The following is a 12,989-nucleotide window of genomic DNA, read 5'->3' as shown; positions in this document are numbered from 1 at the left end:
AGTCACTCCATCGATATTCGGAGCCTGTTGGGCGTGGCAAACCTGAGGAACATCTATGAGCTACGCAATTATCGGCTTCGGCAAGCTCGGCCAAGCCTTGGCCAAGGCGTTTGCCCGCAGCGGCATTGAAGTATCCGTTGCAACCACTCGCGACCCGCAAAGCTTTGCCTCCGCTGCGGCGGCGATCGGCCCCGGGATCATTCCCAAAACACTGGCAGAGGCCGTCAAGGCGGACATCATCTTTTTGGCTGTGCGTTTTGAGTCGCACCGGGATGTCGCGAAGGCGCTGCCGACCTGGAAGGGCAAGACCATCATCGATGTGACCAATGCCTACGGCGTGCCGCCCGAGGAGCTGGGAGGGCAGCCTTCTTCCAGCGTCGTCGCGCAGGCCTTTACGGGTGCGAAACTGGTCAAGGGTTTCAACCATTTGGTCGCTGGCGTGCTTGACCAGGATCCGGCCATAAAGGGTGGCAAAAGAGTGGTGTTCCTGGCGAGCGACGATGACAGCGCCGCAGCGGAAATTGGTGCGCTTGCGGAAAATCTCGGTTTTTCGCCGATCAAACTGGGCGGGCTTTCAGAAGGTGGACTGCTTGTGCAGGCGCGCGGAAATAGCTGGGGACACCTGATCTTCAAGGACTTGGTCAAGTTCGACTGATCAATCGCGATCGCAAATGTTGAGACGGTCCAGCCGATGAAAAAAGGGGAGGCTAGGGCGTAACGCCCTAGCCAATCGCCGATGTCACTTTTTCTTTTTCGCCGGCTTGTCTGCCTTCTCTGATTTCTTGGCCTTTTCGGGCTTGCTATCAGCTTTTTCTGCAGATTTTTTGGGTGCCGCGTCTTTGCTCTTGTCTTTCTTTTCGGAAGCTTTCGAAAGAGCCGATGCCGCCGCTGATTTCTTTGCCGGTGATGACTTTTTGTCTTTCAAATCCTTGCTGGCTTTTGAAGACTCACCTTTACTTTTCTTCTCGTCTTTAGCCACGTTGACCACCTCTAGGAATGTGCCTGTGGGATTTTCCACACGCTGATCATTAGGCGAGCGCGTCCAGTGGCGGTTCAAAATTTTTTGCTGTGTCGAAAGGGGTATTGGGTGATGGACTCCTAGCCTTACGGTCACCCCTAGCGCCGGTCCAAGCACCAGGAAACAGCAGTGACAGCGGTTGAAATCACCCACCCGATAAAAGTTTGAAGTGTTTGTACAGCCACCGACGACTGGCGAAAAAACGGGTAATTTGCACGGCCAAAAACCGCCTGTCGCGAGCAATCGATCTTAATAAAATCTTCCCCGGCGCATCGACTTCAGATGACTGTGGGAGCCGCATTCGGTCAATCGTCGGATGAGCATCGGCGCCTTTAGGTCTGAGGAGATTCGTCATGTTCCTACACAACAAACGACTTCAATACACCGTACGCGTGGCTCAACCCAACCCCGGGTTGGCCAATCTTTTACTGGAGCAATTCGGCGGCGCCCAAGGCGAACTGGCCGCGGCGTCCCGGTACTTCACCCAGGCGCTGGCCGAGGACGATCCTGGAAGAAAGGATCTGCTGATGGACATCGCCACCGAAGAACTCAGCCACCTGGAGATCGTCGGTTCCATCATCGTGATGCTCAACAAAGGCGCCAAGGGACGCATGGCCGAAGGCGTGGAAGAAGAGGGCGAGTTGTACCGCGCCATTAATGGCGCCGGCAATGACTCACACATCACCAGCCTGCTGTACGGCGCCGGCGCGCCACTGACCAACTCCGCCGGTGTGCCGTGGTCGGCTGCCTACGTCGATACCATCGGCGAGCCAACTGCGGATTTCCGCTCCAATATCGCCGCCGAAGCACGGGCAAAAATCGTCTACGAACGCTTGATGAACGTCACGGACGATCCCGGTGTGAAAGAGGCGCTGGGTTTTCTCATGACCCGGGAAATCGCCCATCAACTCTCGTTCGAAAAAGCCTTGCATGCGATCCAGCCGAACTTCCCCCAAGGCAAGCTCCCAGGCATGCCAGAGTTCACCAACGTCTACTTCAACATGTCTCAGGGCGAAGGCAGTACCCGTGGTCCATGGAACGAAGGCGAGGAGTGGGAGTACGTGGAAGAGCCGATGCCCGCCGTTGATGGCGGAGATGGCAGCGCCAGTGTGCAGTTGAGCGCAGAGGAAGAAGAGCTGCTGCTGGACATGAAGGTGCGCACGATGTCCGACCCTGACAGCGACCCGGTGACCGGCGCTGATTTGGGCGCGGGGATGCAGGTGCGAGCCGATGTCTGACGGGTACACCGCATGCCTTCCGGGCGTGCGGTTTTTTTATGTGGCCCAAGCGTTGAGGTGAACCTGATGATTTCTCAAACAAGCATTTCCTCTGTCGATTCAACGAAAGGTTTTTCCCGTCTGTTCAGTGCCACCGCCGAGGCATTCGAACGTGAGGCTTCGCGATTATCAAGACAGATCCACACCGCCACACCGAGAGCAACCACCCAGCGCAGCCATGGCAAATAGGGGGCTCATGTCCGAACTTTCGACGGCTGGCTGAGCCTACTGTTCTGGGGCATTGGTGTTGCGAGTCACTGGGGGCTCGACACGGTGCCGGGCTAGACAGCGCCAGCGCCCGTCACGTTCACCTGGCCACGGGTTTCCCCAAGAATCCTAGCCGCATCCCGCGCCGGCGGCAGGCCGAACACCCGCGCATAGTCGCGGCTGAATTGCGTCGGGCTTTCATAGCCGACCTCGAACGCGGCACTGGTCACGTTTTTGCCGTTGGCCACCAGCAGCGTTCGGGCTTGCAGCAAGCGCACTCTTTTCTGGTATTGCAACGGGCTCAACGCGGTGACGGCTTTGAAATGGCGATGGAAGGCTGACACGCTCATCGTCGCCTGTTGCGCCAGGCGCTCTACGCGAATGGGTTCGGCGAATGCGCGCCGGATGTACTGGATCGCCAGACTGACCCGGGCCATGGCGCTGTCGGGCGCGGCGATATCGCGCAGCATCCAGCCGTGGGGGCCTTGCAGCACGCGGTACAGGATCTCCCGTTCATAGACCGGCGCCAGGGCCGCGATGTCCTCGGGCCGGTTCATCAAGCGCAGCATGCGCACCCAGGCGTCCATCAGGTCAGGTGTGACCGCCGCCACGGAAAAACCGGCGTCCTTGTCGTACTGGCCGACGGGTTGGGGCAGGTCGGCCAGCAGGTTCACCAGCACCGTCGGGTCGAGGGTCAGGCTGATCGCGAGGTAGGGCTCGCCGGATGCCGCAGGGTGAACCTGGCCGACCGCCGGCAGCTCGATGGACATCACGAAATAGGTCGCCGGGTCGTAGCGCAATGTGCGCTCGCCGACGGTCATGGATTTGCTGCCTTGCAGGATCAGGTTGATCATCGGGTCATACACGGCGGCCAGCAGGTGCTCGGGGATTTTGCCCTGCACCATCGCCACACGGGGGATACCCGTCTCGGTGCGGCGGTTTTCGGCCCGCGCCGCCAGGGCACGCAGTTCATTCAGTTGATTGTTCATGGCGACCATCTGACCCCAGGCGCATAGGCCCCGGCAAGCAAAAAGCAGAAACAGGCAGGATTGCAGCAGGAACGGCTGCGCCCGTGGTGCAGGCGATGGTTACTGTGGTGGCTCAACCCAGCGACCTTGGAGCAACAAATGAGCGTTATCGTCATCACCGGTGGCAGCCGTGGCATCGGCGCCTGCACGGCCGAACTCTGTGCCCGGCGCGGCATGGGGGTCATCCTCACCTACAAAAGCAATGCCGACTCGGCGACGGCCGTGGTCCAGCGAATTCAGGCAGCGGGGGGCAAGGCCGTAGCGCTTGAGCTGGACGTGGCCGACGTCAGCCGCTTCCACAGCTTCCGCGACGCGGTGCAACTGGCCTTGCAAGCAAACTGGGAGGTGGCCATCCTCGGTGGCCTGGTGAATAACGCTGGCCATGGCTTGTTCAATCCCCTGGAATCGGTCACCGAGGCGCAGTTTGACGGCTTGCTGAACGTTCACCTCAAAGGACCGTTTTTCCTGACCCAGGCCTTGCTGCCGCTGATGGAAGAGGGCGCCAGCATCGTCAACCTGACCAGCGCCACCACCCGCGTCGCCACGGCGGGCGTTGCGCCTTATGCGGCCTTCAAGGGCGGACTCGATGTCCTGACCCGCTACATGGCCAAGGAATTCGGGCCTCGGCGCATCCGGGCCAATGCCGTTTCGCCGGGTGCCATTCGCACCGAACTGGGGGGCGGTTTGAATGATGAATTCGAGGCACTGCTCGCCTCGCAAACCGCACTTGGCCGGGTCGGCGAACCCGAGGATGTCGCACGGGTTATCGCCCTGTTGTTGTCCGAAGAAAGTGGCTGGATCAATGCTCAAACCATTGATGTGTCTGGCGGCTACATCATCTAAACAGCGAGGCCATCAACATGCTGGATCATATTTTTCTCTCGGTCAGCGACGTTGACCGCTCCATCCGTTTCTACACCGCCGCGCTGACCCCGCTGGGCATCACCGGACGCCTCGATTACGACGGCAAGGACGCGCCACCCGGCCATCCGGACCTCAAGGGTTTCGGGGCCAATGGCCGGGTGTTTTTCTGGTTGCGCGAAGGCGTGGTGGAAGGGCGGGCCGTGCACGTGGGCTTCGTCGCCAAGAGCCAGGCCGAGGTCAACGCGGCTTATGCGGCGGCCATGGAAAACGGCGCCACCGACAACGGAGCACCCGGCGCACGCCTGCACTACGACCCCAACTACTACGCCGCCAATGTTCTTGACCCGGACGGCTACAGCCTCGAATTCGTCTACAAGAACTGGCAGCACGCGCACTGAAACAGCGCCCTGATCACGTGGATACTTCGGTCCAGTTCAACGTCGCCGATTCACGCCACTTGACCTCGGTCAGCCCGTACTTTTCAGCCTGCGGTTTGGACACGACTTTAAGCGGCGGCCTCCCGGGCTTGGGGATGGGCGCGATACCGGCGTCACAACTCGCCCAGTGCCAGGCCTGAGCGTTGCTCATGCTTGGCGCGCGGATGATGAAGGACTTCGTCTGTCCGTGGAGCATGTATTCGATGATGTAAAGTCCGGTCTTCATGAGGCCCCCTCCATTTGCTCATAGACAAGGGAGTGGTGGCGCCAGAAAAAAATTCAAAGCATTTTCAGGCGTTGTTACTTATTGATTTAAGTGGGGAAGATTGCGGGTCTCAGGGCGCGCTGGACGGTGGCCCTGGGGCGAGAGTTCAATGGCAATGACCGACGGCGCGGTCATTCATCTATCTGGAGCCTTACATGAAAATCGGCGTGATTTCCGACACCCATGGCTTGCTCCGTCCCGAAGCGGTGGCGGCGCTCGAGGGCTGTGAGCGGATCGTTCATGCGGGCGACATCGGTAGCGCGCAAATCCTTGATCAACTCAGGGCCATCGCGCCGTTATATGTCGTGCGCGGGAACAACGACCTTGAGGCGCCTTGGGCCCATCAGATTCCAGATCTTCTTTATTTCGAGGTCAATGGCTGGAAGACGCTGTTGTTGCATGACATCGCCGATGTCCCCGTTGAGCTCGATGCGGACGTCAGGATGGTGATTACCGGCCATTCCCATAAGCCGCTGATCGAGTGGCGGGGCGAGCGGCTTTATCTCAACCCCGGCAGTGCAGGGCGGCGGCGCTTCAAACTGCCGGTGACACTGGCGCTTGCTGAAGTGCTGGCGACTTCAATCGAGCCGCATCTGGTTTCGTTGGTGGAATAATCTTTTGGATGTGAGTCGTCGTACAACGGTGCTCATTTATCCTTGTTGCGCTCAGTCTTTGAATAATCCGCAAGCTGAAGCAGCGCCGATCAGCGCATCCGGCCAATAACAGCACAAGCGTTGTCATGACGAACGGCCATCTTTCAGATTGACAGCCCGGTATCAGCCTCGTTATAAAAGGCACAGTTGTACGACGACAGACGATAGATCGACTGTTGAACCCTAAAAATAAAAAAGAGTGTCGACCCCATCATGAATCCAACCTGCGTACTCGCCTCCCCGAATGCCGCCTCCGATGGTTCGATCCTGACTGTTTGCCTTAACGCACAGTCCGGTCCCTTGCAGGCGACAGTTCCGCCCAACGCCTCATAGCACTGACAGGTCTCACTCCAGCCGCCGGGCGTGGAGCACGTGCACCTGCACTCTCACAAGGTTGTCGAGAGTTCATCACCCTAATCCAATAATAAAGTGATGCCATGAATCTGAATGAGCCCATCAATGCGCAACGCGTCGGCCAGGCCGTAGGCAAATACCGCTGGACGATCTGCGCGCTGTTGTTCTTTGCGACTACCGTCAATTACCTCGACCGCCAGGTGCTCAGCCTGTTGGCGCCTGGCCTGTCGACGGAATTTGGTTGGAGTAATACTGATTACGCCAACATTGCTTCGGTGTTCCAGTTTGTCTATGCGATTTCGATGCTGTTCGCCGGGCGTGTGGTCGACAAGATCGGCACCAAAACCGCGTTCGTGGTAGCGATCGGCATCTGGTCGACGGGCGCGATCATGCATGCGTTTGCGGTGCCGATGGGCGAGGGGATCGCTGCGGTGTGCAGCGCGTTCGGCCTGGCGGTCATTCCGGTTTCGATTGCCGGCTTCATGCTGTCCCGGGCGGTGCTGGCGATTGGCGAGGCGGGTAACTTCCCGATCGCGATCAAGGCCACCGCCGAATACTTTCCGAAGAAAGAACGCTCGTTCGCCACCGGCATCTTCAACTCCGGTGCCAACGTCGGCGCGATCCTGGCGCCGATCTGCGTGCCGTTGATTGCCGGCCTGTGGGGCTGGGAAGCGGCGTTTATCGTCATCGGCATGTTGGGCTTCATCTGGGTGGCGGTGTGGATCGCGCTGTACCAGAAGCCGGAGCAGCAGAAACGCCTGTCGGCGGCGGAACTGGCGTACATCCGCAGCGATGAACCGGTGCAAGTGATCGCCACCCCGGTGGCGGGCGAAGTGGTCAAGAAAGTCTCGTGGTTCAAGTTGCTGACCTACCGCCAGACCTGGGCCTTTGCCTTCGGCAAGTTCATGACCGATGGCGTGTGGTGGTTCTTCCTGTTCTGGCTGCCGACCTACCTGTCGGCGCAATACGGCATGAAAGGCCCGGATATCGTGGTTCCGCTGGCCGTGCTTTACAGCATGACCATGGTTGGCAGCATCGGCGGCGGCTGGTTCCCGAGTTACTTCATGGCGCGGGGCGATAAGCCGTACGACGGTCGCATGAAAGCCATGCTGGTGATCGCGCTGTTCCCGCTGGTGGTGTTGCTGGCGCAGCCGTTCGGCTACATCAGCTTCTGGGTGCCGGTGTTGCTGATCGGTATTGGCGCCTCGGCGCACCAGGCGTGGTCGTGCAATATCTTCACCACCGTGTCCGACATGTTCCCGCAAAAAACCGTCGCTTCGGTGGTGGGGATTGGCGGCATGGCCGGCGGCTTGGGCGGTGTGGTAATGACCAAGATCGGTGGTTGGGTGTTCGACTACTACAAATCGATCAACGACATTCATACCGGCTACATGATCATGTTTGCCATCTGCGCAATGGCCTACCTGGTGGCGTGGAGCGTGATGAAAGCGCTGGTGCCGCAGCACAAGGAAATCACTGACCTGTGAGATAGGTTGGTGGATTGATGGTGGCTGTGCCGCCGTCTTCGCGAGCAAGCCCGCTCCCACAGGTGACCGTGTCCTTTCATGGGAATGCGATCAAATGTGGGAGCGGGCTTGCTCGCGAAGGCGTCAGCTGTCGCACCGCCTAAACATGTTCAAGCAAAAAAAAGAGAGAAGCGCTTTTTACGCGGCTGCCGGTTAGCATGGTGCTTATCAAAGCACCTGTTCGTTAACGTAACCGAGTGACCCAGACCTTGATCGAACGACGGCAATTCAGCGGAGGCATGAAAGGCAAGAATCTCCGCTATCTGAATGAGCAACCCGACGCGCCCGTGCCCGTGGCGCGCACAGGTTTTTGCTGTTGGAGCATTTCTCCCTGCCGGCCTTCACCCAGGCGCTGGACACCATCGTCACCGCCAACCTGCTGCGCCCCGGATTGTTCTCCACCCGCACCTTCGGCCTGAGCGATGGCGAAGTCATCAGCGACCTGGGCCTGGTCATTCGTCCCGACGCGCGTTTTGACGGTGTCGGGATTCAAGACCTGGACCTGCTGGTCATTTGCGGTGGCTACCGCACCGAACTCAAAGCCAACGAAGAGCTGATCCATCTGCTGAGAAATGCGGCCGATCATGGCCTGATCCTGGCCGGATTGTGGAACGGCGCCTGGTTCCTCGGCAGCGCCGGTCTGCTCGACGGCTACCGTTGCGCCATTCACCCGGAACATCGCCCGGCACTGGCGGAAATCGCCAAGGCCGCGCAAGTCACCAGCGAGCCTTACGTTATTGACCGCGACCGGCTCACGGCGTCCAGTCCTTCCGGGGCTTTCCACATGGCGCTGGACTGGATCAAAAGCCTGCACGACAAGGCCCTGGTCGAAGGCATCGAAGACATCCTGGCGTTCGAAGAATCACGCTACCGGCGGATCAAACCGACGGAAAACATCTGCGTCAGCGCACCGTTGCGCGAGGTGGTGAAGCTGATGGACGCCAACCTCGAAGAGCCGCTGGAGCTGGAACAACTGGCGGTCTACGCCGGCCGTTCCCGTCGGCAACTGGAGCGTTTGTTCAAGGAGCAACTAGGCACCACGCCGCAACGCTATTACATGGAACTGCGCATCACCGAAGCGCGGCGCCTGCTGCAACACACAGAACTGTCCCAGGTCGATGTGTTGGTGGCCTGTGGTTTTGTGTCGCCGAGTCATTTCAGCAAGTGCTACAGCTCGTACTTTGGCTATCGACCGTCCAAGGAAACGCGGCTGGTCAAGTAAGCAAGGGCGCGTCCGCTGCAACCGTTTTGGCTTCGAGAAACGCCTCCAGGCCAAAGACCCCGAACTCTCGGCCGACCCCGGACTGCTTGACCCCGCCGAAAGGGGCGAGCAGCTCCGGAACAATTCGGTTGATCAACACCGTGCCAGCCTCCAATCGGGAGGCGATGCGCTCGGCGCGTTTCTGGTCCTGAGAAAACACATAGGCTTGTAAGCCGTAAGGGCTGGCGTTGGCGATGTCGATGGCGTGTTCTTCGTGGTCGTAGACGAGGATTGACAGCACCGGGCCAAAGATTTCTTCCCGTGCGATGTCCATCTCATTGCTGACGTCGGCAAACACCGTTGGCTTGACGAAGTAACCCTTTTCAAGCCCGGCGGGCCGGCCTTCGCCGCCGATGACGAGGGTTGCACCTTGCTCCAGGCCGCGCCGGATAAAACCCTGGACGCGGTCGTATTGCGCCTGATTGACCAGAGGTCCGATGGCGGTGGCGGGGTCGTGTGGATCGCCCACGACCATCGCGCCGACGAAGGTTTTCACCCGCTCGATGACGTTGTTCAAGGCTGCTCGCGGCACCAGCAGACGTGTGCCGGCGACGCAGGCCTGGCCGTTGTTCATGAAGGCGGCATTCAGTGCCAGGGGGATCGCTGTATCGAGGTTCGCGTCGTCGAGCACGATAGAGGCGGACTTGCCCGTCAGCGCCAGGCTCACGCGTTTCATGGTTTCGATGCCGGCGTGAGCAATCAACTTGCCGGTCGAGGTGGAACCGGTGAACGAGATTTTGGCAATGTGCGGGCTGGTGCTGATTTCGTCGCCCACGTCATTGCCGCGTCCCAGCAGGATGTTGAACACGCCGTTGGGCAAACCCGCACGATCCAGCGCTTGAGCGAGCACCTGGGTTTGCAGGGCGCTCAGCTCACTCGGTTTGATCACCGACGCACACCCGGCGGCAATCGCGGAGGCCAGTTTGCTGCAAATCGTGCCGGCGGTGCTGTTCCACGGGGCTATCAGGCCGGCGACGCCCACGGCTTCCATAAAGACAGTGGCGCTGCCCATCGGCCGAACCAGTTCATAGTCCCGCAGGGTTTGCGCGGCGCTGGCGAAACACTGCGAGGCATATTGGCTGACCCATTGCGCACGGGCAAAAGGCGCGCCGTACTCCTCGATAGCGCTGTCACGAATCTGTTCGGTGCTCGCCAGCACGGCTGCTTGCAGACGCAGCAGCATGTCGATCCGCTCGGCCTTGGTGGTGCGGCCCAGCGCCACTTGAGCACGTTGCGCGGCAGCGATCGCTCGTTTGGCGTCTTCACGGTTGGCCAGGGTGACTGTGCCGATCAGCGCTTGCGTCGCCGGGTTGATGCACTCGACAACTTCACTTCCCATCACGGGAACGAACGCGCCGTCGATGTAGGCTTGATGGAGGGTGTGCATGGTGAGGCTCCGGCTGTGTTGTGGCGGTAGACCTACAATCTAAGCGCTCACTACTGTTTTGATAATGTGATCAAATGCGGATGAGTTATTTCGGAAAACGGAACTATGTATAAAAGTGGCCTGACAGAGCTGGAAGTGGTGCTGGCCGTGGCCAGGCGCAACGGCTTCCGGGCGGCGGCGGTGGAACTGGACATGTCGACCACCGCCGTCAGTAATGCCGTGGCCGGGCTGGAAGCCAGGCTCGGCACCCGATTGTTCCATCGCACCACACGCAGCGTTTCCCTGACGGAGGCGGGACAAACATTCGTGGACCAGATCGGGCCGGCGGTCGCGCATATCCAGGACGCGATGGCGACCCTGCTTGAACACCCGTCCATGCCCAGCGGCACCCTGCGCATCAACAGTTCCCTCGGGGCGGCGTTGATGATTTTCCAGCCGATTCTGCTGACATTCCTGCGGCGTTATCCCGCCATGACGGTGGACATTTCGACCGAGGGGCGGATGGTGGATATCATCGCCGAGGGGTTCGATGCGGGTCTGCGGGTGAGTTCAAAAGTGCCCAAGGACATGATTCGCGTGCCCATCAGCGATGACGTGCCGATGGTGGTGGTGGCTTCGGCGGATTACTTGAGCCAGCATCCCGCACCCGTCACCCCGGACGATCTCGCGAGCCACCCGTGCGTGCGCGCCCGACTGCCCAGCGGCGTGCCATCACCGTGGGAATTCATGCAGGACGGCCAGGCATTGAGGGTTGAAGTGCAAGGCCCGTTGGTGCTGGATACGCCCATCCTTATGCTCGAAGCGGTGCGGCAGGGCTTGGGCCTGGCGCAACTGCCCGAGTGGTACGTTACCGATGACCTGGCCAGTGGCCGGGTGGTCAAGGTACTGGAGCAATGGTCGGCAGCGTCGCCGGGATTGTCCCTCTATTATTCCGGCCATCGACACCTGCCCGCCGGGCTGCGCGCCCTGATCGGCGTGATTCATGAAGTGGGCGACACCCACACTCGGAGACTCAGCAATGCCTGATCGTGAAATCATCATTCCCGAAGCCATGCGGCCCATCGTCGAACGCGCGGGTTATGCCCCGGCGGTCAAGGTCGGCGACACCCTGTACTGCGCCGGCCAAGTGGGCCGCACGCCTGACCTGCAAGTGATCGCAGACCCAGAGCAGCAATTCATCTGCGCCTGGGAAAACCTGAACCAAGTGCTGGAGGCGGGGGGCTGTACCTTTGAGGATGTGGTCGAGATGACCACCTACCACGTCGATATGGCGCAGCACATGGCCGTGTTTCGTGAGGTGAAAAACCGCCTGTTCCCCAAAGGCCTGTGCGCCTGGACCTGCATCGGCGTCAGCGAACTGGCCCATCCCGTATTGCTGGTTGAGATCAAGTGCATCGCGGTACGACGCCAATAATCCAGATATCCGCATACCCCAGTGGAAGCGGGCTTGCTCGCGAAAGCGTCGGCACATTCAGCAGCAATGTGACAGACAAACCGCCTTCGCGAGCAAGCCCGCTCCCACAGGTTGAAGACTGAGATGGCCGTTTGATGCACGTACCGCTATGCTCCCGCGCAAATCGCCAATAACAATCCAAAAAAAGTGATGCCATGAGCCAATCACAGCTGCATGCGACTGCTTTAGCACTGTATCCCGAGGACTACCGCGAAGCGGCCGCACTGCTCAAACAGGCAGTGCCGCTCATGGTCCGACACAACATCGCGCCCAACCCGGTGCACTACGCGCTGTGGTACACCTACAGCAAAGGCCTGGAACCGGAACTCAATCGCCACCTGGACCGGGTCGTCAAAGACTTCGATTACTTCCCACCGGACTCCGCGTCCAAGCTGTTCCGCGACTACATCATCCGCGACGAACTGGAAGATGCTCGCGCCGGCCAGTTGCAAGCGATCAACCTGGTCGACGGCATGGAGCGCCACGTCACCCAAAGCGTCAACGGCAGCCTTAACTTCCAGACCAGCCTCGGCCACTGCCTGCAAATGCTCGCCGAACCCGTCGATGAGCGCTTGCCGACACTGCTCAGCGAACTGCAACACAGCACCCAGGTGATGCACGACCAGCAAGAGCGATTCCTCTCGCAACTGCACTCGGCGCAAAACGAAATCAAAAGCCTGCGCGACAAACTCGAACGCGCCCAACTCGCCGCCACCCTCGACGGCCTGACCCAAGTCCTCAACCGCAACACCTTCTCGCGCCTGTTGGAACAGGCACTGAGCACCGACGCGCAAGGCGTCGCGCTGGTCATGCTGGATATCGACCACTTCAAACAATTCAACGACCAATACGGCCATCCCTTGGGCGACCGCGTGCTTGAACACGTCGGCCAAGTGTTGCGCACCGCACTTCCACCTCAAGCCGTTGCCGCTCGTTATGGTGGTGAAGAGTTTTGTGTGATCTTGCGCGATTGCGCCGACCTCAGCGCCGCCCGTGATTTCGCCGAGGTCCTGCGACAGAAGATTCAGGCGCTGCGGATCAAGGCGCGGGGGACCAATGAAGTGCTGGATACGGTGACGGCTTCGTTTGGAGTTGCCATGGCTGAAGCGCGGGATACCGTGGAGAGTTTGGTGGTGCGGGCGGATGATGCGTTGTATCAGGCGAAGCGGAGTGGGCGGAATCGGGTTGTTTGATTGGATGAGTAGGACTATTAGTCGGTTGCAATATGGCGGATGGGCGCACTGTGTTGAGTTTCTATT

The 12,989-nt window shown here is 59.8% G+C and carries 13 protein-coding genes and 1 pseudogene; 10 read left to right on the top strand and 4 right to left on the bottom strand.

Annotated elements, in window-relative coordinates:
• The first annotated feature begins 55 nt into the window (after positions 1-55).
• Complete coding sequence (locus tag BK665_RS03110; protein WP_123402815.1) at positions 56-655, top strand: NADPH-dependent F420 reductase; 600 nt, start codon at positions 56-58, stop codon at positions 653-655.
• An 84-nt stretch (positions 656-739) separates the two neighbouring features.
• On the opposite strand, the gene BK665_RS03105 is transcribed toward BK665_RS03110, so the two are convergent.
• A complete protein-coding gene (locus BK665_RS03105; protein ID WP_123403112.1) occupies positions 740-988 on the bottom strand; it encodes a hypothetical protein in 249 nt (82 codons plus the stop codon).
• Positions 989-1,371: 383 nt separating this feature from the next.
• Between BK665_RS03105 and BK665_RS03100 the strand changes: the two genes are divergently transcribed.
• Positions 1,372-2,256: a manganese catalase family protein gene (locus BK665_RS03100; protein ID WP_123402814.1), complete on the top strand. Its 885-nt coding sequence runs from the start codon at positions 1,372-1,374 to the stop codon at positions 2,254-2,256.
• Positions 2,257-2,576: 320 nt separating this feature from the next.
• Here BK665_RS03100 and BK665_RS03095 read toward each other — a convergent pair whose 3' ends face one another.
• A complete protein-coding gene (locus tag BK665_RS03095; protein WP_185076412.1) occupies positions 2,577-3,491 on the bottom strand; it encodes an AraC family transcriptional regulator in 915 nt (304 codons plus the stop codon).
• 138 nt (positions 3,492-3,629) lie between these two features.
• Here BK665_RS03095 and BK665_RS03090 point away from each other — a divergent pair, with 138 nt between their 5' ends.
• Positions 3,630-4,373 (top strand): SDR family NAD(P)-dependent oxidoreductase, encoded by a 744-nt coding sequence (locus BK665_RS03090; protein WP_123402813.1) that lies wholly within the window; start codon positions 3,630-3,632, stop codon positions 4,371-4,373.
• A 17-nt stretch (positions 4,374-4,390) separates the two neighbouring features.
• On the top strand, positions 4,391-4,792 hold the full coding sequence (locus tag BK665_RS03085; RefSeq protein WP_123402812.1) for a VOC family protein: 402 nt from the start codon (positions 4,391-4,393) through the stop codon (positions 4,790-4,792).
• A gap of 13 nt (positions 4,793-4,805) precedes the next feature.
• On the opposite strand, the gene BK665_RS03080 is transcribed toward BK665_RS03085, so the two are convergent.
• Positions 4,806-5,057: a DUF6555 family protein gene (locus BK665_RS03080; RefSeq protein ID WP_123402811.1), complete on the bottom strand. Its 252-nt coding sequence runs from the start codon at positions 5,055-5,057 to the stop codon at positions 4,806-4,808.
• Positions 5,058-5,251: 194 nt separating this feature from the next.
• Here BK665_RS03080 and BK665_RS03075 point away from each other — a divergent pair, with 194 nt between their 5' ends.
• The 3 genes and pseudogenes from BK665_RS03075 (at position 5,252) to souR (ending at position 8,851) form a co-directional block, all read left to right on the top strand.
• A complete protein-coding gene (locus BK665_RS03075; protein ID WP_123402810.1) occupies positions 5,252-5,710 on the top strand; it encodes a metallophosphoesterase family protein in 459 nt (152 codons plus the stop codon).
• Between the two features lie 476 nt (positions 5,711-6,186).
• Positions 6,187-7,590, top strand: coding sequence for an MFS transporter (locus BK665_RS03070; RefSeq protein ID WP_123402809.1), 1,404 nt, complete (start codon positions 6,187-6,189; stop codon positions 7,588-7,590).
• 278 nt (positions 7,591-7,868) lie between these two features.
• Positions 7,869-8,851: pseudogene (souR, locus tag BK665_RS03065) on the top strand (transcriptional regulator SouR).
• Here souR and BK665_RS03060 read toward each other — a convergent pair.
• Positions 8,844-10,277, bottom strand: coding sequence for an aldehyde dehydrogenase family protein (locus BK665_RS03060; protein ID WP_123402808.1), 1,434 nt, complete (start codon positions 10,275-10,277; stop codon positions 8,844-8,846). The pseudogene souR and the gene BK665_RS03060 overlap by 8 nt on opposite strands.
• A 105-nt stretch (positions 10,278-10,382) precedes the next feature.
• Here BK665_RS03060 and BK665_RS03055 point away from each other — a divergent pair, with 105 nt between their 5' ends.
• The 3 genes from BK665_RS03055 (at position 10,383) to BK665_RS03045 (ending at position 12,923) form a co-directional block, all read left to right on the top strand.
• The gene (locus BK665_RS03055) at positions 10,383-11,303 is read left to right on the top strand and encodes a LysR family transcriptional regulator (protein WP_123402807.1); all 921 of its coding nucleotides are present in this window, start codon (positions 10,383-10,385) and stop codon (positions 11,301-11,303) included.
• Positions 11,296-11,691: a RidA family protein gene (locus tag BK665_RS03050; RefSeq protein ID WP_123402806.1), complete on the top strand. Its 396-nt coding sequence runs from the start codon at positions 11,296-11,298 to the stop codon at positions 11,689-11,691. Before BK665_RS03055 ends, BK665_RS03050 begins: the two co-directional genes overlap by 8 nt.
• A 194-nt stretch (positions 11,692-11,885) precedes the next feature.
• Positions 11,886-12,923, top strand: coding sequence for a GGDEF domain-containing protein (locus tag BK665_RS03045; protein WP_123402805.1), 1,038 nt, complete (start codon positions 11,886-11,888; stop codon positions 12,921-12,923).
• Positions 12,924-12,989 lie beyond the last annotated feature (66 nt).

The sequence above is a fragment of the Pseudomonas frederiksbergensis genome (genome assembly GCF_003732665.1).
Classification (GTDB): domain Bacteria; phylum Pseudomonadota; class Gammaproteobacteria; order Pseudomonadales; family Pseudomonadaceae; genus Aquipseudomonas; species Aquipseudomonas frederiksbergensis_G.
The sequence above is the reverse complement of the archived record's forward strand: the minus strand, read 5'-3'. Positions and strand labels throughout refer to the sequence as shown.

Bases quoted from the DNA above. Each gene is read 5' to 3' on its own strand.
- BK665_RS03110 (WP_123402815.1), top strand. From the start codon at position 56: ATGAGCTACGCAATTATCGGCTTCGGCAAGCTCGGCCAAGCCTTGGCC.
- BK665_RS03100 (WP_123402814.1), top strand. From the start codon at position 1,372: ATGTTCCTACACAACAAACGACTTCAATACACCGTACGCGTGGCTCAA.
- BK665_RS03095 (WP_185076412.1), bottom strand. From the start codon at position 3,491: ATGAACAATCAACTGAATGAACTGCGTGCCCTGGCGGCGCGGGCCGAA.
- BK665_RS03090 (WP_123402813.1), top strand. From the start codon at position 3,630: ATGAGCGTTATCGTCATCACCGGTGGCAGCCGTGGCATCGGCGCCTGC.
- BK665_RS03085 (WP_123402812.1), top strand. From the start codon at position 4,391: ATGCTGGATCATATTTTTCTCTCGGTCAGCGACGTTGACCGCTCCATC.
- BK665_RS03080 (WP_123402811.1), bottom strand. From the start codon at position 5,057: ATGAAGACCGGACTTTACATCATCGAATACATGCTCCACGGACAGACG.
- BK665_RS03075 (WP_123402810.1), top strand. From the start codon at position 5,252: ATGAAAATCGGCGTGATTTCCGACACCCATGGCTTGCTCCGTCCCGAA.
- BK665_RS03070 (WP_123402809.1), top strand. From the start codon at position 6,187: ATGAATCTGAATGAGCCCATCAATGCGCAACGCGTCGGCCAGGCCGTA.
- BK665_RS03060 (WP_123402808.1), bottom strand. From the start codon at position 10,277: ATGCACACCCTCCATCAAGCCTACATCGACGGCGCGTTCGTTCCCGTG.
- BK665_RS03055 (WP_123402807.1), top strand. From the start codon at position 10,383: ATGTATAAAAGTGGCCTGACAGAGCTGGAAGTGGTGCTGGCCGTGGCC.
- BK665_RS03050 (WP_123402806.1), top strand. From the start codon at position 11,296: ATGCCTGATCGTGAAATCATCATTCCCGAAGCCATGCGGCCCATCGTC.
- BK665_RS03045 (WP_123402805.1), top strand. From the start codon at position 11,886: ATGAGCCAATCACAGCTGCATGCGACTGCTTTAGCACTGTATCCCGAG.